Genomic DNA, 19631 nt, shown 5'->3' with positions numbered 1-19631 from the left:
GGGGCCCTCGGCGGGGTTCGGGACGGATGTCCTCAGAAGCGGCGCGTGATCAGCGCCCGCTTCACCTCCTGGATCGCCTTCGTCACCTCGATGCCACGCGGGCAGGCGTCGGTGCAGTTGAACGTCGTGCGGCAGCGCCACACGCCGTCCTTGTCGTTCAGGATCTCCAGACGTTGCTCGCCGGCCTCGTCACGCGAGTCGAAGATGAAGCGGTGCGCGTTGACGATGGCCGCCGGGCCGAAGTACTGGCCGTCGTTCCAGAACACCGGGCACGAGGACGTGCACGCGGCGCACAGGATGCACTTCGTGGTGTCGTCGAAGCGCTCGCGGTCCTCGGCCGACTGCAGACGCTCGCGCGTCGGCTCGTTGGTGTCCTTCGTGATCAGGAAGGGCATCACGTCCCGGTACGCCTGGAAGAAGGGCTCCATGTCCACGACCAGGTCCTTGAGGACCGTGAGGCCCTTGATGGGCTCGACCGTGATCGGCTTCGAGGGATCGATGTCCTTGATCAGCGTCTTGCAGGCCAGACGGTTCTTGCCGTTGATCCGCATGGCGTCGGAGCCGCAGATGCCGTGGGCGCAGGAACGGCGGAACGTCAGCGTGCCGTCGACGTCCCACTTGATCTTGTGCAGACCATCGAGGACGCGCTCCTTGGGGTCGATCTCCAGCTGGAAGTCTTCCCAGGTCGCCTCCGCCGAGACCTCCGGGTTGAAGCGGCGGATCCGGAAGGTGACGGTGATGTAGGGAGACGCCTTGGCGTTCGCCTCCACCTTGTCCATAACGGGCGTTGCCATCAGTACTTACGCTCCATCGGCTGGTAGCGGGTCTGGACGACCGGCTTGTAGTCGAGACGGATGGACTCCGTGCCGTCGTCGCCCACCTCGCGGTACGCCATGGTGTGGCGCATGAAGTTGACGTCGTCGCGGTTCGGGTAGTCCTCGCGGTAGTGACCGCCGCGGGACTCCTTGCGGGCCAGCGCGGAGACCGCCATGACCTCGGCCAGGTCCAGCAGGTTGCCCAGCTCGACGGCCTCCAGGAGGTCCGTGTTGAACCGCTTGCCCTTGTCCTGGATCGCCACGTTCTTGTAGCGCTCCCGCAGCTCGGCGATCTTCCCGACGGCCGTCTTGATCGTCTGCTCGGTGCGGAACACCATGACGTTCGCGTCCATGGTCTCCTGCAGCTCGCGCCGCAGCTCCGCCACGCGCTCGGTGCCCGTGGAGGCACGCAGCCGCTCGATCTGGTCGACCACGAGCTGGGCCGGGTCCTCGGGCAGCTCGACGAACGACGCGGTCTGCGAGTACTCCGCGGCGGCGATGCCCGCGCGGCGACCGAAGACGTTGATGTCCAGCAGCGAGTTGGTGCCCAGGCGGTTGGCGCCGTGGACGGACACGCAGGCGACCTCGCCGGCCGCGTACAGGCCCGGGACCACCGTGGTGTTGTCGCTGAGGACCTCACCCTCGACGTTCGTCGGGATGCCGCCCATGGCGTAGTGCGCGGTCGGCTGGATCGGGATCGGGTCCGTGTAGGGCTCGATGCCGAGGTACGTCCGCGCGAACTCTGTGATGTCGGGCAGCTTGGCGTCCAGCTGCTCCGGCGGCAGGTGGGTGAGGTCCAGGTAGACGTGGTCGCCCTCGGGACCGCAGCCCCGGCCCTCGCGGATCTCCGTGTAGATGGAGCGGGAGACGACGTCACGGGACGCGAGGTCCTTCATGACCGGCGCGTACTTCTCCATGAAGCGCTCGCCGTCCTTGTTGCGGAGGATGCCGCCCTCACCGCGGGCGCCCTCGGTCAGGAGGATGCCCATGCGCCAGATGCCGGTCGGGTGGAACTGGAAGAACTCCATGTCCTCCAGCGGCAGACCGCGCCGGTAGCAGGCCGCCTGGCCGTCACCGGTGAGCGTGTGCGCGTTGGAGGTCACCTTGAAGAACTTGCCGGTGCCGCCGGAGGCGTAGATCACGGCCTTCGCCTGGAAGACGTGGATCTCGCCGGTCGCCAGCTCGTAGGCCACCACGCCGGCCGACCTCTTGACGCCGTCGACCTCGGTGATCAGCTGGTCCAGGACGTAGAACTCGTTGAAGAACTCAACGCCCTCCTTGACGCAGTTCTGGTACAGCGTCTGGAGGATCATGTGACCGGTGCGGTCGGCCGCGTAGCAGGAGCGGCGGACCGGGGCCTCGCCGTGGTTGCGGCTGTGGCCGCCGAAGCGGCGCTGGTCGATGGTGCCGTTCGGGGTCCGGTTGAACGGCAGACCCATCTTCTCCAGGTCGAGGACGGCGTCGATGGCCTCCTTCGCCAGGATCTCGGCGGCGTCCTGGTCGACCAGGTAGTCACCGCCCTTGACCGTGTCGAAGGTGTGCCACTCCCAGTTGTCCTCCTCCACGTTGGCGAGCGCGGCGGCCATGCCGCCCTGCGCGGCGCCCGTGTGGGAGCGGGTCGGGTAGAGCTTGGTCAGCACGGCGGTGCGGCTGCGCTTCGTGGACTCGATGGCCGCGCGCATGCCCGCGCCACCGGCGCCGACGATGACGGTGTCGTACTTGTGGATCTTCATGATTCTCGCAGCCCCGTGCCTAGCGGATGTTCGGGTCGAAGGTGAAGATCACCAGCGTGCCCAGCAGGATGGTGAACACCGTGGCGGTGTACAGCAGGCCCTTGAGCCACAGACGGGTGTTCGCCCGCTCCGCGTAGTCGTTGATGACGGTACGCAGACCGTTGGCGCCGTGCAGCATGGCGAGCCACAGCATCGCGAGGTCCCACAGCTGCCACCAGGGGGAGGCCCAGCGGCCGGCCACGAAGGCGAAGCCGATCTTGGAGACTCCGCCGTCCAGCACGAGCTGGATCAGCAGGTGGCCGATGACCAGGACGACCAGGACGATGCCGGACAGGCGCATGAACAGCCAGCCGTACATCTCGAAGTTGCCGCGGGTCGACTTCGGCGTCTTCTTCGTCCGCTTGCGCGGCGCCTCGATGACCGGCGCCGGGTTCTCGACGTCGTACAGCGAGTCACCCTCGACGGGGCCGATGCCCGAGGAGGCGGTTTCAGTCGTGGACATGCGCGTCAGCTCCCGAACACTTCACGAGCGGCGTGGCCGAGGACGGGGTAGATGGCCCCGAGCATCAGCAGGACCCAGACGCCGACGACGGTCCAGAGCATCTGCTTCTGGTAGCGCGGGCCCTTCGACCAGAAGTCGACGGCGATGACGCGGAGACCGTTGAGCGCGTGGAAGAGGATGGCGGCGACGAGGCCGTACTCCAGGCACGCGACGATCGGCGTCTTGTACGTGGCCACGACCTTGTCGTATGCCTCGGGGGAGACACGGACGAGTGCAGTGTCCAACACGTGTACGAACAGGAAGAAGAAGATGAGGACGCCGGTGACTCGGTGAGCCACCCAGGACCACATTCCTTCCCGGCCGCGGTACAGCGTTCCAGCCGGCACGGAAGAACCCTCCGGGAGCGGGGACTAGGGCCGCGCCGGCTTCTGTGTCGGTCGGGCCCGGCCGGGTACGGTCCACCGGCCCCCAGCATCGTAGCGACGTGTGGTCCCGAGTCTTACGGCGGCCCTACCTAACTGATCAAACTGCCGATCAAACGAGCACGGACGGGCTATCGACCGGGCGGATGTTCCACCCGGGCGGGCGCCGGCCGGGGGCTCGGCGGGCCTGTGCCGGAGAAGTCGCGCGCCAGGCGGACGAGCCGGCCCCGCGCCAGCCGGCGCAGCTCGTCGGCGGCCAGCGGGCGCTCGTCCTCCGGATCGTTCGCCAACCGTGACCGGATGGCCGCCAGGACCCGGTCGGCCGCCTCGGCGGGGGACACGTCGTCCAGATAGATCACGAACACGTGCCCGAAGCGGCTCTCGTAGGCGGCGTGGGCGGCGCTCAGTGCCGTGCGCGCGGCCGAGTAGGCGCCGGCCGGGAGCGCGGTGAGCGACTCGCCGGACAGGGCCTCGGCGAGGTCGGCGGGCCCGAGGTCGTACGCCGCCTCGTCGGCCGCGGCGAGCAGCGCGTCCAGGTCCGGATAGGGGCGGTGGTCGGTCACGCGGCACGCCCAGCGCAGGCTCCCGCAGCAGGCGAGCAGCGCCCGGCGTACGTCGTCGGCGGGCGCGGCGTTGAACCGCTCCAGGCCGGCGGGGGTCGTGGAACGGCGCTGCGCCGGCAGGGTGGTGGAGCCGGGGAGGGGTGGGAGACGGTGCGAAGGCAGCGTGGGTCCTCGGCGTGAGGTGGCGTGTCGTCGTGGGGACGGCACGTGGGGATCGGCAGGGGAAAGTGTGGGGAGTGCGCGGCCACGTTATCCGTGGCGATCGGGGCGTCGTCCAACAGCTGACCGGTTTTCACCCGGATGAGAGAGTTTCGCGGCGGTCGCTGGACGGGTGACCGGCCCGCGCCACGGGTGGGGCCGCGCTCGTGAATGGCCGAAAACGCACCCTCTCCGCACGTCTTCGCACGTCTTCGGACTTCATCGAACGCGACACCGGACTCCGTCGAACGCCTTCAAACGCCTTCGAACTCCGCTACGACAGGACGTAGTGCCCCCTGTGACACTCCCGGTAGGTTGCGCGCAGTAAGGGGAAGTGCGGGCTGCGTAGACATGAGGCGTCCCGTCGCGGCGCTTCGAGGAGGCGTGATGAGTCTGGTGGACCTGATCGCGGGGGCCGACGAGCGTGCGCTCGCGGCGAGTGGGCTGGCTTGTTTGGATCGGTCCGCTCCCCTGCTCGGGGCCGACGACGAGGCTCTGCGCCCGCTGTGGGCAAGCCTGGTCGAGGGCCGGGAGTGGGAGGAGCGGCTCGCCAAGGCGCGTGCCGAGCTCGCCGGCGAGGCCGGCGCGGAGTGCTCCTCCGAGGCCGAGGTCGAGGCCGCGCGGCTCGCGCGCCGCATGCTCGACGACGCCCCCGCCCACCCGTCCGCCGACTCCCTGCGCCGGTGGGCCGACACCTGCTCGGTGGCCGCCCTGCGCATCCACCGGCTGCTCGACCCCTCCGACACCGACGACGAGGCCCTCGTGGCGGCCCGCCACGAGGGCGGCGCCCAGGGCGTGTCGCCGCTCGTCGCCGCCGAGCTGCGACGCCAGACGGCCGTGCTGGAGCTGGTCACGAGCCATGGCGCGGCGGGCCTGCGCCAGGCCCTCGACCTGTCGACCGAGGGCCGTCGGGTCCTGCGGGCCGTGGTGTCCCGGCGGGCACGAGGGCGCGCGTAGGGCCGCCTCCGGCCCGCGCCGCGGAAGCGGCCCTCCCCGCAGGACCAGGTGGGGGAGCGGTGGGTGTGTCATGCCTCGGGCAGCGCTCGCTGATGGTGTGCCGGGTTAGTGTCGGCGCGGACGGCGGCGGTGTGCTTTCCGGTGGTTTGTCCTCTCCGGTGGTCGCTCGCTGGTGCCCTGTTCGAGGGGTGGGTGCCCGCGGTGTTGGAGGAGATCGCTGTGTCAGGAACGGCTGTCGACGGTTCGTCACAAGAGCGGTGTGCGGCACGACGCCGCAAGCGTGGTGGCTCGTGGTGGATCCCGGTGCGGGTGTGGATCACCGCGGTGGCGGTGATCCTGACCGGTCTGGTCCTCCCCCTCACGGCGGCGCCGCTCGCCGCCGCCGCGCCGGGAACCTTCACCTACGTCGTCAACAGCGGTCTGAACAGTGTGTCGGTCATCAACACGGCCACGAACACGGTCACCACCACCATCCCCGTCGGCACCGGCCCCGACAGCGTGGCGATCACGCCGGACAGCACCAAGGCGTACGTCACCAACGCCACGTCGAACAACGTGTCGGTGATCAACACCAGTACGAACACCGTCACCACCACGATCCCCGTGGGCTCCAGCCCCAGAGGCGTGGCGGTGAACCCGGCCGGGACCTTCGCCTATGTCACCAACAGCGCGTCGAACAGCGTGTCGGTGATCAACACCAGTACGAACGCCGTCACGACGACGATCTCGCTCAGCCCCAACACCGGCGCCAGCAGTGTGGCGGTGAACCAGGCCGGAACCGTCGCCTATGTCACCAACACGACCTCGAACAACGTGTCGGTGATCAACACCAGCACGAACACCGTCACCACCACCATCGCCGTCGGCCCCAGCCCCAAGGGCGTGGCGACGAGCCCCACTCCCGGCGCCACCTTCGCCTATGTCACCAACAGCGCTGCGGGCAGCGTGTCGGTGATCAACACCAGCACGAACACCGTCGCCACGACGATCTCCCTGAGCCCCAACACCGGCGCCAACGGTGTGGCGATGAACCCGGCCGGAACCGTCGCCTATGTCACCAACACCACGTCGAACAACGTGTCGGTGATCAACACCAGCACGAACACCGTCACCACCACCATCTCCCTGAGCCCCAACACCGGCGCCAAGGGCATCGCGGTCAGTCCGGCCGGGACCTTCGCCTACGTCGCCAACACGACCTCGAACAACGTGTCGGTGATCAACGTCGCCACGAACTCCGTCAGCACGACCGTCTCCCTCGCGGCCGGTTCCGCTCCCAGCGGCGTCGCCGGCACGGCCTTGCCGACGCCGTGGCCGTGCACCGGGGAGATCCTGCTCAGCGCGGGTAACGGGGGGCAGACACAGCTCTCCACGGGGGTCGCGGGAGCGGGCTCGATCACGTTCACCACGGTGGGCGGCCTCCAGCAGGTCTACAACGCCATGAGTGTGGACCCGAGCAGCGCGGCGAGCCACATCACGTACGCGGTCCAGTCCTCGGCGACGGTGGCGCCCAACCTGGTCGTGGTGAACCCCGACGGGGCGCTGACCAGCCTCGGCGTGATCTCGGGCATGCCCACCGGCACCCTCTACAGTGTGGGGGCGTACGACGGAAGCGGGAACTTCTGGGTCACCGTCACCAACGGCTTCCCCAGCGGCACCAGCAATCCCCCCGCCATGTACAAGGTCAACACGGCCACCTCGCCCGCCACGGCCACCGCGAAGACCCTCACCGGGATCACCTCGGGGCAGCTGAACATGGGGGACGCCACCTTCTCCAACGGATTCCTCTGGGGTGCCCAGTCCATCGGGGGCTCTCCCAACCAGTTCTACATGGTGCGGATCGATCCGGTCTCGGGGGCGGTGACCCGCTTCCCCAGCACGGTGCTGCCGGCCACGGTGGGCACCTCGACGGTCGCCTTCTACGGGGGCGCCTTCACCTACGGCAACGGTGACCTCGGCTTCAAGGAGAACACCACCGGCACCTTCTACCGCGTCCAGATGACCAACCCCTCCTCGGCCAGCCCCACGTTCACCCTGCTGTCCACGCAGTCGGGGACCGCGGCGAGCAGCAACGACATGACCTCGTGCTTCGGGGCCTCGAGCGTCGACCTCGGCATCACGAAGACCGGGCCGGCGGTGGTGACTCCGGGCGGGGCGATCACCTACACCCTGACCGTGAAGAACAACGGGCCGGACAACTCCTCCGGTTACACCGTCACCGACACCATCCCCACCGGTCTGAACGGCGCCGCGACGACCACCCCGGGGTGTGCGGTCACCAGCGGCATGCTGTCGTGCACCTCGGGCCCCCTGGCCAACGGCGCCAGCAACACGATCACTCTGACCGGCACCGCCGCGGCCAGCGGCGTCACGTCGATCACGAACACCGCCAAGGTCTTCGGGAACGACCCGGACCCCAACCCGGCGAACGACACGTCCACCACCTTCACGGCCGTGGCCCAGTCCGGGACGGCGGTCGCCACCTGCCCCGCGGGAACCGTGGTCACGGGCGGCGGTTTCGCCCTCCAGGGACCCGCACCCGACAACTTCAGCACGAAGCCGGTCGGGAATTCCTGGCAGACGAGCCTGACGAACACCTCGGTCGTGCCCATCTCGGCGAACTCCAACGCGGTTTGCGCGCCTTCTCCGTAGAAGTGGCACCGCGCCGCCGCTCGGATGATTTCCGTTGACACGCACCGATGGTGATCACGCGTGTGCTTTCTCTTGATGGAAGGTGATATCGAGGTCTTTCTCGCGTCACCATCACCCGAAGGAATCTCCGGTGAAACCACACTCAATGCGTAGGTCTCGTTTGAAGGCTGCCTCGATGGTGTCGGTCAGCACCATGGCGGTATTCCTCAACATCCTGCCCGCGGCTTCGGCCTTCGCCGGGGTGGTCGACGGGGTCGCCTCAACCGCCTCTTACAGCCGTGGGGGTGGAGACGACTGCCGCCACCACAAAGGCGGGAGGGACCATTGCAAGGGTCCCAAGGGGCCGCAGGGAGCGACCGGACCCACCGGCCCGACCGGCCCGACAGGACCGCAAGGTTCCACGGGGCCCCGAGGCTCCCAGGGAACCCAGGGCAATGACGGCGCGCAGGGAACCCAAGGCTCCCAGGGAACGCAGGGCATCACTGGAGCGCAGGGCACGCCGGGTCTGACGGGTGCGCAGGGGACACCGGGTCTTACGGGTGCACAGGGTTCCCAGGGCACTCCGGGGCTTACCGGTGCGCAGGGTTCCCAGGGGACTCAAGGGAATGACGGTTCACAGGGCGCCCAAGGTGTTCAGGGCGGCAACGGTGCTCAGGGCACGCAGGGGACGCAAGGCACCGCCGGCTCCCAGGGCGCTCAGGGCGATGCCGGTGCGCAGGGCTCTCAGGGTTTCCAGGGAATCGCTGGTTCCCAGGGAACCCAGGGCGATGCGGGCACGCAGGGCGCCCAGGGATTCCAGGGCGTCGCCGGTTCGCAGGGAACTCAGGGGAACGACGGCGCGCAAGGGACCCAAGGCACCCAGGGCTTCCAGGGAACCCAAGGCACCCAGGGCGCTGCCGGAGCGCAAGGGACTCAGGGGACTCAAGGCTCCCAGGGCACTGCCGGCGCGCAGGGGACCCAGGGTTCTCAGGGAACTCAGGGTGGCAACGGTGCGCAGGGGTCCCAGGGCGCGCAAGGTGGCAGCGGCGCTCAGGGCTCGCAGGGCTCGCAGGGCTCCCAGGGCGATGTTGGTGTGCAGGGAACCCAGGGCTCCCAGGGCACTGCCGGCGCGCAGGGGGCCCAGGGTTCTCAGGGAACTCAGGGTGGCAACGGCGCGCAGGGCTCCCAGGGGACCGCCGGCGAGCAGGGTTCCCAGGGCGCTCAGGGCGACGCGGGTGCGCAGGGCGCCCAAGGGTTCCAGGGCGTCGCCGGCGAGCAGGGCAACCAGGGGCCCCAGGGCACGGCCGGCACGCAGGGTACTCAGGGAACCCAGGGTTTCCAGGGCATTCAGGGCCCGGCCGGCACCCAGGGTTCCCAGGGAGCGCAGGGCGCTGGTGGCGCCCAGGGAACCCAAGGAACCCAGGGCACGGCCGGTACTCAGGGAACCCAAGGGTTCCAGGGCAACGTCGGCCAGCAAGGAGCGCAGGGCCCTCAGGGTGGCGTGGCCGGCACGGTCGTCGTGACAGGAACCACCGTGGTGGTGCCCGGCACGCCCAGTTCGACATGACGCCGCGGGCATGAAGGCAGGGCCTCCACTCGGAATTCAGGAGGCCCTGTTTCCGCTTTTCCGCCGACAAGAAGGGCACACTCGCCCCGGGATAGCCTAATTTCTCGTGTCCCGACCTGTGGCGCGGAAGAAGGGTGAATGGAATTGCTTAGTGTGAGAAGCGTTCTGTGACCCTCCGGTCTTCTGGGCCCCGCAGACATCGCGCTTCTGTCTCAGAGGGTCCTCAATGGTTCTGCGTGGGAAGAGGTCGTCATGCTGGGCATGGGTGCTGGTGGTGCGCAGAGAGGGTCGGGAGAATACGGGGAAAGGGGGCGCCAGGGTTCGCGTTGGGCGCGAGTTCGGGCGCTGTTCTCCACAGGCGTGGTGATGGCGGCGTCGGTGGCGATCCTCCCGCTCACGACAGCGCAACCCGTAGCGGCCGCCCCCTACCCGGCGGGCAACTACATCTTCTCCGCGAACTCCGGAAGCAACAGCCTGACCATCACCGACGCGGCGACGAAGACCTCCACGACCGTCTCCGTCGGAACGTCGCCCCAGGCCGTGGCGGTGAACTCCAGTGGGACCAAGGCATATGTCACCAACAGCACCACGGTGTCGGCCGTCGACCTGACGCAGAACCCACCCGTGGTCACCTCCATCGCCGGCTTCTCCAGCCCCGTCGGTCTCGCTTTCACGCCGGACGGCAGCGGCGTCTACGTGGCCAACAGCGGCGCGAACAACGTGGTGCTGATCAACACGTCGAACGACAGCACGACCACCGTCTCCGGCGCGTTCAACACCCCCGTCGGTGTGGCGATCGCGCCGGACGGAAGCAAGGTCTACGTCACCAACAGCGGTTCGACAGGCACGAACGCGAACTCGGTGGCGGTGATCCCCGTGACCGCCGGCGTACCCGGAACCCCCACGTTCCCGGCGGCCCTGGCCTCGACCCCGTCGGCCTACGCCGCGGTGATGAGCCCGTCCGGTGCCCGTCTGTACGTCACCAGCAACACCAGCCCGGGCGCGGTGACCGTGGTCAACACGACCACCGACACCAAGGTCGGTTCGGCGATCACCGTCGGCAACAACGCCCAGGGCGCGGCGATCAACCCCGCCGGCACCCGCCTCTACGCCACCAGCAACCTCCCCTCGGGGACCGTCTCGGTGATCGACACGAGCGTCGCCTCTCCCGTCCTCCTCACCACCATCAGCACCGGCATCGGCGCCAACCCCGTGGGAGTGGCGGTGAACCAGTCCGGTACGCGCGTCTACGTCGGCAACTCCGGGTCCAGCACCCTGTCGGTGATCGACCCGTCGAACAACACCGTCACCAGCACCATCACCACGGGCGGCACCGCGCCGCTCGGTGTCACCGTCGCATCCGTGCAGGTGGTGGCGTCCGTCTCCTGTCCGAACTCCGGGAGCAAGGTGCTGGGCGGCGGGTTCGACATCACCGGTCCCGCGCCCACCAACCTCGTCAGCAAGGCCGTCACCTCCAGCCCGAACTCCTGGCAGGTCAGTTTCAACAACAACTCCGGGCAGACCAACACGGTGACGCCGTACGTCGTGTGCACCGCCTAGAGCCGGTCCGGCAGGGCGGCGCCCGGCGGCCCCTCATGGGTAAACCCGGTCCGTGCAAGGATCCTGTGGCCGTCATGTGGCGCCGTGCGACGGTCCTGCGCCGGTGTGGGAAACCCCACCCGAACGCCGTGACACCCGGCGCCCGGCGAACGCTTTTCGGGGTGTGAACGCAACTGAGGTGATCAGGCCCCACGCCGCGACCAAGCCCGCGCGCTGGGCCGCCGACGTCGTCACGGCCATGCGCGAGGGCGCCCGGCTGCGGCTCGACTACTCGGCGCAGAGCCTGTGGCGGGTGGACCGGACGATCGAGGAGATACGGAGTCAGGGCGCGCCCTTCGCCGCCGTGGAGAGAGTGCTGCGCGGATTCGGGGCGTACGCGGGCGAGGTCGTGGTCAAGCTGACCGGCGGCGAGTGGTGGGCGACCGGCGGCGACCACTGGGTGCGCACGCCGGACGGCCGGCTGTGGGACCCCGTCGACGAGGCCCGCCGCTGCTACTGGGGCGACGGTTCGCTGCGGCTGCTGTGCCGGGACGCGACGCCCGCCGGGTCTCGCCGCGGGACATGACCCTCGCACGCATCCGCCGGTACGCGGTCCGTGTGCGGGTCAGTGACGTTTCCTCGCGCTCGGGCGCTGATGCCCCTGGGGGGCGTGCGCACGAACGCGGTGCCGTACGTCCGTGGACGCGGGACCGATCGCCACGAACGAGGACAGCGTTGGGCCAGGGAGGGGAGCCCCGCCGCGCGGGGGCGCACCACGACGAACTGGGCAGGGCCGTCGCACGCGCGCAGCAGGGCGACGAGGGCGCCTTCGCGGTGGTCTACCGGATCGTGCAGCCGGGGCTGCTCGGATATCTGCGCGGCCTCGTCGGCGACGAGGCGGAGGACGTGGCGTCCGACGCCTGGTTGGAGATAGCCCGCGACCTGCCCCGCTTCCGGGGCGACGGCGCCGGCTTCCGCGGCTGGACCGCGACCATCGCCCGGCACCGGGCGCTGGACCATCTGCGCCGCCGCCGGGTCCGCCCGCGAGCCGTCGCGCTCGACGCCGACGTCCTCGATCTGCCCGGCGGCCACGACACGCACGACCAGGCCCTGGAGTCCCTCTCCACCGCGTACGCCCTGTCGCTGGTCGCCCGGCTGCCCCGCGATCAGGCGGAGGCGGTGCTGCTGCGGGTGGTCGTCGGCCTGGACGCGCCCGCGGCGGCCCGGGTGCTCGGCAAGCGCCCCGGCGCGGTCCGCACCGCGGCCCACCGGGGACTGAAGCGGCTGGCACGCGAGTTCGGCGGCCCGACAGCCGGCGTCCGGGACGTGTCGGACGGCGGGGCCGGGACGCCGGGGGAGTCGCGATGAGCACGAGCGCCGTGGGACCGGGGACGGGCAGGGGCATGAGGGGACGGCAGGACGGTGGGGGGAGCGGAGGCGGCGCGGCCGTACGCACCCGCCCCGAGGCGGTGACGGCGCACGCGCTTGTCGCCGCCGTGCGGCCCCGGTTCCTCGACCCGGACGCGCAGGAGCGTGCCCTCGCAGCCTTCCGGCAGGCCCGTACGGCCTCTTCGGCGCGCGTGTTCCGTCCGACGCGCACGCACCGCGCGGAGCGCGACGACTGGAGTCCGCGCGCGGGGCGCGGGACGAGGCGTATGTCACCCTCCTCGCTCGCGGGGCTCCTGGGCGGCGCGGCCCTCGTGGCGTCCGCGCTGAGGGGCGCGGCGAGGCGGCGGCGGGGCGGACGTCGCCCGGTGCGGCACTGAGGAGACCGAGAAGAGAGGAAGAAAGCGACGGCCGGGGCCACCACCCCCCACAGGAGAGGCCCCGACCGTCGCGCGTCACGGGTCGCGCGGCGGCCCGTACTCTCTACAGCGCCGCGGATGCGTTTTCTGTCACACCTCGCCGTGTCACGAGTTGGTTGCGCGTTGTACGAACGTGGACGGAGACTGGTTTCACGCCGTAACGTGCCTTTCGCGCCGACCGGCGGACGATCAGTAAAACGGGTGATACAACCGCCGCAGACCATGAGTGGACTCAGACCGCACCAACGATGAGTAATCACGAGAGCGAGAGCCGGCGACGCGCGAGCGGCGCGGGTTCGGGCGCACAGAGGGGCAGTTCGGGGTGCTGGCGGACGACGCGGAGCTGACGGCCGCGGTGCTAGCGGCGCAGGACGGGGACGAGGCCGCGTTCCGGACCGTGTATCGAGCCGTGCATCCGAGGCTGCTGGGATATGTGCGGACCCTGGTCGGCGACCCCGACGCGGAGGACGTCGCCTCCGAGGCGTGGCTCCAGATCGCACGTGACCTCGACCGGTTCAGCGGCGACGCCGACCGCTTCCGCGGCTGGGCGGCCAGGATCGCCCGCAACCGCGCGCTCGACCTGATCCGGATGCGCGGACGGCGCCCGGTGATCGGCGGCGACGAGACGGAACTGACCGGTCGGGCGGCCGAGTCGGACACGGCGGGCGAGGCGATGGAGTCGCTGGCCACCGGACACACCCTCTCCCTCATCGCGCAGCTGCCGCAGGACCAGGCGGAGGCCGTCGTGCTGCGGGTGGTCATGGGCCTCGACGCCAAGTCCGCCGCCGAGACGCTCGGCAAGCGCCCCGGAGCCGTGCGCACCGCGGCGCACCGGGGCCTGCGGCGCCTCGCGGAGCTGCTCGGCTCGGGCCCCGAGGCGGATCCGGAATCGGTGGGCGCTCTCGGTGCCATGCCGCCCCAGAGGGACGCCCATCTCCGCACGGTGTCGTCCGCCGGTGTGACGCATATGCGTGCGCGGACGCAGAAGGACATGTGATGGCCGACGAGCAGCACAGATGGCTGGATGGTGACGCGGCGGAGCAGATGCTGCGTGGGGAGCCGCTGGACTTCGTCGACGACGGCACCCGCGCCCGCGCCGCCCGGCTCGCCGAGACGCTTGCCGCGCTCGCGGCCGAGCCCCCGCGGGCCGGCGCCGAACTCCCGGGCGAGGCCGCCGCGCTGGCCGCGTTCCGCGCGGCGCGCGACGCCCGCGCCGTCCGTGCCGTTCGCACCGGCGAGTCCCTGGCGGGTGCCGCGTCCGTGCGCACCGGCGCGCACGCGGTGGGTGCCGCGCACGCCGCCCGCGGCACTCGGACCGTCGACACGGTGGCCGTGATCGGCCCGGACGCCCCCGGTGGCGCCGCGGGCCCGACCGCGGACGCCGGGCTGGTCCGCCTCGGACGTCCCGCGCCCGGGCGGCGAGGCTCCCGCCTCGGCCGCCCCCTGCGCCTCGGCCTCGCCGCGGCGCTGGCCGCCGGGATGATCAGCGGGGTCGCCGTCGCGGCCGGAAGCGGAGTGCTCCCGGCGCCGTTCAGCGACGACCCGGAACCCGCGGCCTCCGTGTCGGCGGACGAGACCGCGCGGCAGCCGGTGAACTCCCCGCCCCCGGGCACGGCCGACGCCGACGAACCCCCGACGACGCCGCGGGCACCGGACGGCACGAGCGGCGCGCCCACCCGCGAGGACTCCTCCCACGACGAGGCGAGCGGCGGTTCCACCGCCCCCGACCGGCCCGGTGCGGACAGCACGCCCGACCCCACGGCCGGCACCCAGGAGTGGTGGACGGCCGTGCGGTCCGCCTGCCGTGACATGGCGGGGGGCAAGGACATGGGCTCGCGGCGGATGCGCGGACTCGAGGACGCGGCCGGCGGCAGCGGACGGGTGAAGACGTTCTGCAAGTTCGCCCTCGGCGACCACCGGGGCGGCGGGTCCGGCCCGGGCCGTGGCCAGGGCGGCGACGGCAGCGGCGGGGACCACCACGGCGGCGGCACGTCGGACCCCGGCGGCGGCGGTGGTGGTGACGACGACGGCCACATATGGCCCGGCAGCAAGGGCGTCGGCCTGATGCCCAGCACGTCCCACTCCCTGGGCCCGGCCTCGTCGGTCCTGCCCCTGTCCCCGGGCGGGACGAAGACCCCGGTCCTGTCGTTCGGCTCGCCGGCCCCGTCCGTCGCCGGCCTCTGAGGCAGACCCAGCCCACCCTGTCTGACCTGCGATTTTCTAGATTCTCAGAAAAATCTCGCGGAACGGGTGACACTTTCGCGGACCGCGGCGCAGTAATGAGTGAGCCGACTGGTCATCGGCTGTCGCACGGAGCCGGGGTTCCCCCCGTACCCACGGCTCGGTGCACCTGGCGCGGGCGGGACACGTTCCCCCGGTCCCGCCCGCGCCCCCCGAACCGCCCTCACCAGGAGACGACGACCTTGTCGCCGGTCCGCACCTCGGAGAAGAGCGCGGAGATCGCCGCCTCGTCCCGTACGTTCACGCATCCGTGCGAACCCCCGGCGTATCCGCGCGCCGCGAAGTCGTACGAGTAGTGCACCGCCTCGCCCCCGCTGAAGAACATCGCGTACGGCATGGGCGAGTGGTAGAGCGTGGACACGTGGTGGCGCGACTTGAAGGACACGTGGAAGACGCCCTCGCGGGTGGGCGTGTACTGGGAGCCGAAGCGGACCGCCATGGTCGACACCGTCCGTCCGTCGACCATCCAGCGCAGGGTGCGGCTCGTCTTGTCGATGCACAGCACCCGGCCCGTCATGCAGCGCGGGTCCGGGGCCGCCGCCGGCTGACCGCCCATCAGATACAGCTCCCAGGTGCCGGGCTCGCGCGTCATCCGCAGCAGCCGCTGCCAGGTGACCGGGTCCACCCGGCCCGTTGGCGGCAGGCCGCGCCTGCCCTGGAAACCCTTGACGGCGTTCTCGGTGAGATCGTCGTACGAGCCGGTCGGGCCGTCGAAGAGCCAGTCGGCCTGGCGCAGCCGGGCCTGGAGCTCGCGCACCCCCGGCCCCGCGTCGCCGCGCCGCCACAGGACGCCGGAGGAGGGCCGGGGCGCGGCGCTCGCCGTGCCGGTGGCGGGCGAGGAGCGCGGGATCTCGATGTGCACCGGTGAACGGTGCCCGCCGCCCTTCGCGTCCCCGGGCCCCGCCGTGCAGCCGCAGAGGGCGGCGAGCGCGCAGACCCCGGCGGCCACCACCGACGCCCCCGCCCTGCCTCTGCCGCGCATGCCCACCCCCGTCGTCTCACCCGGTGCGGTGTCCCGCCGTGTCACTGAGATGCTCCCCACGCGTGACCGCCCGCGAACCACGGGGCATGGTGATGGTGGTGAGTCAGGAGCCTAAGGGCTGTCCCGTGATCCCCGGTGGATCAGCGCGCGGCGTCGGATGCGGTGCATCGCAAGGCGGAGGGCCGTCCGCATACTGGGTGTATGCGGGTGATCCGACAACGCGGCGAGGTGCCGTAGCTGTCGTCGCGCGCCCGCCGGGGATCACGGGACAGCCCTGAGGACACCGGATGCCGGTGTCGAGGGAAGGCGGAGGCGTACGTCATGGCGCGTGAGTCGGAGTCCGGACTGCCCGTCGAGCCGGTGTACGGGCCGGACGCCCTGCGGGGCTGGGACCATGACGACAAGGTGGGCGAGCCGGGCGCGTACCCGTTCACGCGCGGCGTCCACCCGACGATGTACACCGGACGGCCCTGGACCATGCGCCAGTACGCCGGCTTCGGGACGGCACAGGAGTCGAACGCGCGCTACAAGCGGCTGATCGCCCACGGCACGACGGGGCTGTCGGTCGCGTTCGACCTTCCCACCCAGATGGGCCACGACTCGGACGCGCCGATCGCGCACGGCGAGGTCGGCAAGGTGGGCGTCGCGATCGACTCCGTCGAGGACATGCGGATCCTGTTCGACGGCATCCCGCTGGAGCAGGTGTCGACGTCGATGACGATCAACGCGCCCGCCGCCCTGCTGCTCCTGCTCTACCAGCTGGTGGCCGAGGAACAGGGCGTCGCGGCCGACCGGCTCACGGGCACGATCCAGAACGACGTGCTGAAGGAGTACATCGCGCGCGGGACGTACATCTTCCCCCCGAAGCCCTCGCTGCGCCTGATCGCGGACATCTTCCGGTACGGCGGGGCCGAGATCCCGAGGTGGAACACCATCTCGATCTCCGGCTACCACATGGCCGAGGCGGGGGCGTCTCCCGTGCAGGAGATCGCGTTCACGCTGGCGGACGGCATCGAGTACGTGCGCACGGCCGTCGCGGCGGGCATGGACGTGGACGACTTCGCGCCCCGCCTGTCCTTCTTCTTCGTGGCCCGGACGACGATCCTGGAGGAGGTCGCCAAGTTCCGCGCGGCCCGGCGGATCTGGGCGCGCGTGATGCGGGACGAGTTCGGGGCCCGGAACCCGAAGTCGCTGATGCTGCGCTTCCACACCCAGACGGCGGGCGTCCAGCTGACGGCGCAGCAGCCCGAGGTGAACCTGGTCAGGGTGGCCGTCCAGGGCCTGGCCGCGGTGCTCGGCGGCACCCAGTCGCTGCACACGAACTCCTTCGACGAGGCCATCGCGCTGCCCACGGACAAGAGCGCCCGCCTGGCGCTGCGCACCCAGCAGGTCCTCGCCCACGAGACGGACGTCACGGCGACCGTCGACCCCTTCGCGGGCTCGTACGCGATGGAGCGGATGACGGACGACGTGGAGGCGGCGGCACGGGACCTGATGCGGCGGATCGAGGATCTCGGCGGCGCGGTGGCGGCGATCGAGCAGGGCTTCCAGAAGAGCGAGATCGAGCGCAACGCCTACCGCATCGCGCAGGAGACCGACGCCGGCACGCGGGTCGTCGTGGGCGTCAACCGCTTCCGGCTGGACGAGGAGGAGCCGTACGAGCCGCTGCGCGTCGACCCCGCGATCGAGGCCCGGCAGGCGGAGCGCCTGGCGAGGCTGCGCGCCGGGCGCGACCGGGCCGCGGTGGACGGGGCCCTGGCGAGGCTGCGTGAGGCGGCCGAGGGCACGGACAACGTCCTGTACCCCATGAAGGAGGCGCTCAGGGCCCGCGCGACGGTGGGCGAGGTGTGCGGCGCGCTGAGGGAGGTCTGGGGGTCGTACGTGCCCTCGGACACCTTCTGACGGCGGGCGCGCCCGGGGGGCCCGGCCGTCCGACCCCCGGAACACCGAGCCGGGCTGTCGGACCCCCGTGCGACACTCCTGTGCATGTTCGGTGTCATCGACCTCCCCACCTACCTGGCAGGCCTCGTCCTGATCATCCTCCTGCCGGGACCCAACTCGCTGTACGTCCTGTCCGTGGCGGCCCGCCGCGGAGTGCGGACCGGATACTCCGCCGCGGCGGGCGTGTGGTGCGGGGACACCGTGCTGATGACGCTGTCCGCGGCCGGGGTCGCCTCGCTGCTGAAGGCGAACGCCGTGCTGTTCGGGATCGTCAAGTACGCGGGCGCCGGATACCTGACCTGGCTCGCGATAGGGATGCTCCGGGCCGCCTGGGCGATGTGGAAGGCGCGGCGGGAGCGGACCGAGGAGACGGTGACCGCGGACACCGCGGCGGCGGCCGCCGAGGAGCGGCCCTTCCGCCGCGCCCTGGTGGTCAGCCTGGTCAACCCCAAGGCGATCCTGTTCTTCGTCGCCTTCTTCGTGCAGTTCGTGGACCCCGGGTACGCCTACCCGGCCCTGTCCTTCGTCGTGCTGGGCGCCTTCGCGCAGCTGGCCAGCTTCCTGTATCTGAGCGCCCTGATATTCAGCGGCACGCGCCTCGCGGAGGCCTTCCGCCGCCGCAAGCGGCTCTCGGCGGGGGCGACCTCGGCGGCGGGCGCGCTCTTCCTGGGCTTCGCGGTGAAGCTGTCCCTGGCGACCGCCGCCTGAGCGACCCTCACGGGGCGGCCCCGAAGGCGGCGGTCACCGGGGCGCTCGGGCGTGCCGCGTCAGCGGGCCGGGGCGTGCCGGTGCGCGCGGGCGTTGCGCACCGCCCGGGTGACCAGGGGCGGCAGCAGGTCGACGGCGAGACGGCGGGCGCGGCTGCGGCGACGGCGCGGCGCGGCCGGGGCGGCCGCCTCGACGGGTGTGGCGGGTGTGGCGGGTGCGGCGGGTGCGGGAGCCTTCGGCTCGACGGTCTCGGGGGCCGCCGCGTGGCGGGAGAGTGGGAACTCGGGGGCCCGCATGCCCTTGGACTTGACGCGTATCAGGCGCTGCCCCGCCGCCTCCTGGACGCTCAGATGGCAGTCGTCGCGCCCCCGGACCATCGCCAGCAGCTTGTCCTGGACGTCGGTGGGATCGTCCCAGGTCGCGTAGAGCTTCTGGGTGCTGAGGCAGATCGGGCGCAGCCCCTTGTTGAGCACCGCTTCCCAGGCGGCGACGGAGACCCCCGGCGTGTGCTCCGAGCGGAAGTCGTCCAGGACGACGACACCGCCGGGCACCAGCACGTCACGGGCGGCCGTGATGTCGTCGCGTACATGCTCGTACAGATGGGAGCCGTCGATGTGGACGAACCGGCAGGAGTCCGTGGCGACCTCGTCCGGCACCAGGGAGCTGGGCCCTTGGAGCACCCGGGGAAGCGCGGCGTGGAAGGAGAGGTAGTTCGCCTCGAACGCCCGCCGGGTCAGTGAGCCGTAGGACTTGGCCGACTCCGCGTGGTTCGCCGTGTCCGGCGCGTCGCCCTCGAAGAGGTCGCACACGGTGAACCTCTCGCCGTCCCCGAGGTGGCGGCCGGTGAATATCGCGCTCTTGCCCATGTACACGCCGACCTCCAGAAGGTCGCCCCGCAGGCCCGCGGACTCCTGACGGCCGAGGAACCAGGAGAAGAGCGTCTGGTCGAGCACGGGGAACCAGCCGGGGACGTCGTCCAGCCGGCGGGGCGGTCGGGTCGTGTCTGCTGCTGTCGGCATGAGGACGG

18 protein-coding genes are annotated in these 19631 nt (G+C 71.0%); 10 read left to right on the top strand and 8 right to left on the bottom strand.

From position 1 onward, the window contains the following. Window positions 1–32: 32 nt before the first annotated feature. The 5 genes from AB0C59_RS00280 to AB0C59_RS00260 all read right to left on the bottom strand — a co-directional run bounded on the left by AB0C59_RS00280 (window position 33) and on the right by AB0C59_RS00260 (window position 4197). Window positions 33–794, bottom strand: a complete 762-nt coding sequence (locus tag AB0C59_RS00280) for a succinate dehydrogenase iron-sulfur subunit (RefSeq protein WP_362999885.1) — start codon at window positions 792–794, stop codon at window positions 33–35. After that, window positions 794–2548 carry a succinate dehydrogenase flavoprotein subunit gene (gene sdhA / locus AB0C59_RS00275; protein WP_362999884.1) on the bottom strand — a complete coding sequence of 585 codons (1755 nt, stop codon included), beginning with the start codon at window positions 2546–2548 and terminating at the stop codon, window positions 794–796. The genes AB0C59_RS00280 and sdhA overlap by 1 nt, the downstream gene beginning before the upstream one ends. Window positions 2549–2567: 19 nt before the next feature. After that, on the bottom strand, window positions 2568–3050 hold the full coding sequence (locus AB0C59_RS00270) for a succinate dehydrogenase hydrophobic membrane anchor subunit (RefSeq protein ID WP_362999883.1): 483 nt from the start codon (window positions 3048–3050) through the stop codon (window positions 2568–2570). A gap of 5 nt (window positions 3051–3055) precedes the next feature. Then, the gene (gene sdhC, locus AB0C59_RS00265) at window positions 3056–3436 is read right to left on the bottom strand and encodes a succinate dehydrogenase, cytochrome b556 subunit (RefSeq protein WP_362999882.1); all 381 of its coding nucleotides are present in this window, start codon (window positions 3434–3436) and stop codon (window positions 3056–3058) included. Window positions 3437–3603: 167 nt separating this feature from the next. Beyond that, a complete protein-coding gene (locus tag AB0C59_RS00260) occupies window positions 3604–4197 on the bottom strand; it encodes a 2-oxo-4-hydroxy-4-carboxy-5-ureidoimidazoline decarboxylase (RefSeq protein WP_363000135.1) in 594 nt (197 codons plus the stop codon). Window positions 4198–4620: 423 nt separating this feature from the next. On the opposite strand from AB0C59_RS00260, the gene AB0C59_RS00255 reads away from it, so the two are divergent. Further along, window positions 4621–5190 carry a hypothetical protein gene (locus AB0C59_RS00255; protein ID WP_362999881.1) on the top strand — a complete coding sequence of 190 codons (570 nt, stop codon included), beginning with the start codon at window positions 4621–4623 and terminating at the stop codon, window positions 5188–5190. Between the two features lie 219 nt (window positions 5191–5409). Further along, the gene (locus tag AB0C59_RS00250) at window positions 5410–7842 is read left to right on the top strand and encodes a beta-propeller fold lactonase family protein (protein ID WP_362999880.1); all 2433 of its coding nucleotides are present in this window, start codon (window positions 5410–5412) and stop codon (window positions 7840–7842) included. Between the two features lie 613 nt (window positions 7843–8455). Here the strand turns inward: AB0C59_RS00250 and AB0C59_RS00245 are convergent. Beyond that, on the bottom strand, window positions 8456–9235 hold the full coding sequence (locus AB0C59_RS00245) for a hypothetical protein (RefSeq protein ID WP_362999879.1): 780 nt from the start codon (window positions 9233–9235) through the stop codon (window positions 8456–8458). A gap of 519 nt (window positions 9236–9754) precedes the next feature. Between AB0C59_RS00245 and AB0C59_RS00240 the strand changes: the two genes are divergently transcribed. The 6 genes from AB0C59_RS00240 (at window position 9755) to AB0C59_RS00215 (ending at window position 14916) form a co-directional block, all read left to right on the top strand. Next, a complete protein-coding gene (locus AB0C59_RS00240; protein WP_362999878.1) occupies window positions 9755–10948 on the top strand; it encodes a YncE family protein in 1194 nt (397 codons plus the stop codon). A gap of 163 nt (window positions 10949–11111) precedes the next feature. Beyond that, complete coding sequence (locus AB0C59_RS00235) at window positions 11112–11513, top strand: hypothetical protein (protein ID WP_362999877.1); 402 nt, start codon at window positions 11112–11114, stop codon at window positions 11511–11513. A 149-nt stretch (window positions 11514–11662) separates the two neighbouring features. Further along, window positions 11663–12295 carry an RNA polymerase sigma factor gene (locus AB0C59_RS00230; protein WP_362999876.1) on the top strand — a complete coding sequence of 211 codons (633 nt, stop codon included), beginning with the start codon at window positions 11663–11665 and terminating at the stop codon, window positions 12293–12295. Next, window positions 12292–12693, top strand: a complete 402-nt coding sequence (locus tag AB0C59_RS00225; RefSeq protein WP_362999875.1) for a hypothetical protein — start codon at window positions 12292–12294, stop codon at window positions 12691–12693. The genes AB0C59_RS00230 and AB0C59_RS00225 overlap by 4 nt, the downstream gene beginning before the upstream one ends. Before the next feature lie 361 nt (window positions 12694–13054). Beyond that, window positions 13055–13729, top strand: coding sequence for an RNA polymerase sigma factor (locus AB0C59_RS00220; RefSeq protein WP_362999874.1), 675 nt, complete (start codon window positions 13055–13057; stop codon window positions 13727–13729). After that, on the top strand, window positions 13729–14916 hold the full coding sequence (locus AB0C59_RS00215; RefSeq protein WP_362999873.1) for a hypothetical protein: 1188 nt from the start codon (window positions 13729–13731) through the stop codon (window positions 14914–14916). The genes AB0C59_RS00220 and AB0C59_RS00215 overlap by 1 nt, the downstream gene beginning before the upstream one ends. Window positions 14917–15136: 220 nt before the next feature. Here the strand turns inward: AB0C59_RS00215 and AB0C59_RS00210 are convergent, their stop codons facing one another. Continuing rightward, complete coding sequence (locus tag AB0C59_RS00210; protein WP_362999872.1) at window positions 15137–15955, bottom strand: L,D-transpeptidase family protein; 819 nt, start codon at window positions 15953–15955, stop codon at window positions 15137–15139. Window positions 15956–16276: 321 nt separating this feature from the next. On the opposite strand from AB0C59_RS00210, the gene AB0C59_RS00205 reads away from it, so the two are divergent. After that, window positions 16277–17857 (top strand): methylmalonyl-CoA mutase family protein, encoded by a 1581-nt coding sequence (locus AB0C59_RS00205; RefSeq protein WP_362999871.1) that lies wholly within the window; start codon window positions 16277–16279, stop codon window positions 17855–17857. 84 nt (window positions 17858–17941) lie between these two features. After that, on the top strand, window positions 17942–18604 hold the full coding sequence (gene leuE / locus AB0C59_RS00200) for a leucine efflux protein LeuE (protein WP_362999870.1): 663 nt from the start codon (window positions 17942–17944) through the stop codon (window positions 18602–18604). A gap of 59 nt (window positions 18605–18663) precedes the next feature. On the opposite strand, the gene AB0C59_RS00195 is transcribed toward leuE, so the two are convergent. Then, complete coding sequence (locus AB0C59_RS00195; RefSeq protein ID WP_362999869.1) at window positions 18664–19623, bottom strand: class I SAM-dependent methyltransferase; 960 nt, start codon at window positions 19621–19623, stop codon at window positions 18664–18666. Between the last annotated feature and the right edge of the window lie 8 nt (window positions 19624–19631).

It is taken from the genome of Streptomyces sp. NPDC048664, assembly GCF_040650555.1.
In the GTDB taxonomy this organism is placed as follows: domain Bacteria; phylum Actinomycetota; class Actinomycetes; order Streptomycetales; family Streptomycetaceae; genus Streptomyces.
This window is presented reverse-complemented; position numbering and strand designations above follow the sequence as displayed.

Excerpts from the sequence above, each read along its gene's own strand:
- AB0C59_RS00280 (WP_362999885.1), bottom strand. The coding sequence starts at position 794 with ATGGCAACGCCCGTTATGGACAAGGTGGAGGCGAACGCCAAGGCGTCT.
- sdhA (WP_362999884.1), bottom strand. The coding sequence starts at position 2,548 with ATGAAGATCCACAAGTACGACACCGTCATCGTCGGCGCCGGTGGCGCG.
- AB0C59_RS00270 (WP_362999883.1), bottom strand. The coding sequence starts at position 3,050 with ATGTCCACGACTGAAACCGCCTCCTCGGGCATCGGCCCCGTCGAGGGT.
- AB0C59_RS00255 (WP_362999881.1), top strand. The coding sequence starts at position 4,621 with ATGAGTCTGGTGGACCTGATCGCGGGGGCCGACGAGCGTGCGCTCGCG.
- AB0C59_RS00240 (WP_362999878.1), top strand. The coding sequence starts at position 9,755 with ATGGCGGCGTCGGTGGCGATCCTCCCGCTCACGACAGCGCAACCCGTA.
- AB0C59_RS00225 (WP_362999875.1), top strand. The coding sequence starts at position 12,292 with ATGAGCACGAGCGCCGTGGGACCGGGGACGGGCAGGGGCATGAGGGGA.
- AB0C59_RS00215 (WP_362999873.1), top strand. The coding sequence starts at position 13,729 with ATGGCCGACGAGCAGCACAGATGGCTGGATGGTGACGCGGCGGAGCAG.
- AB0C59_RS00210 (WP_362999872.1), bottom strand. The coding sequence starts at position 15,955 with ATGCGCGGCAGAGGCAGGGCGGGGGCGTCGGTGGTGGCCGCCGGGGTC.
- AB0C59_RS00205 (WP_362999871.1), top strand. The coding sequence starts at position 16,277 with ATGGCGCGTGAGTCGGAGTCCGGACTGCCCGTCGAGCCGGTGTACGGG.
- leuE (WP_362999870.1), top strand. The coding sequence starts at position 17,942 with ATGTTCGGTGTCATCGACCTCCCCACCTACCTGGCAGGCCTCGTCCTG.
- AB0C59_RS00195 (WP_362999869.1), bottom strand. The coding sequence starts at position 19,623 with ATGCCGACAGCAGCAGACACGACCCGACCGCCCCGCCGGCTGGACGAC.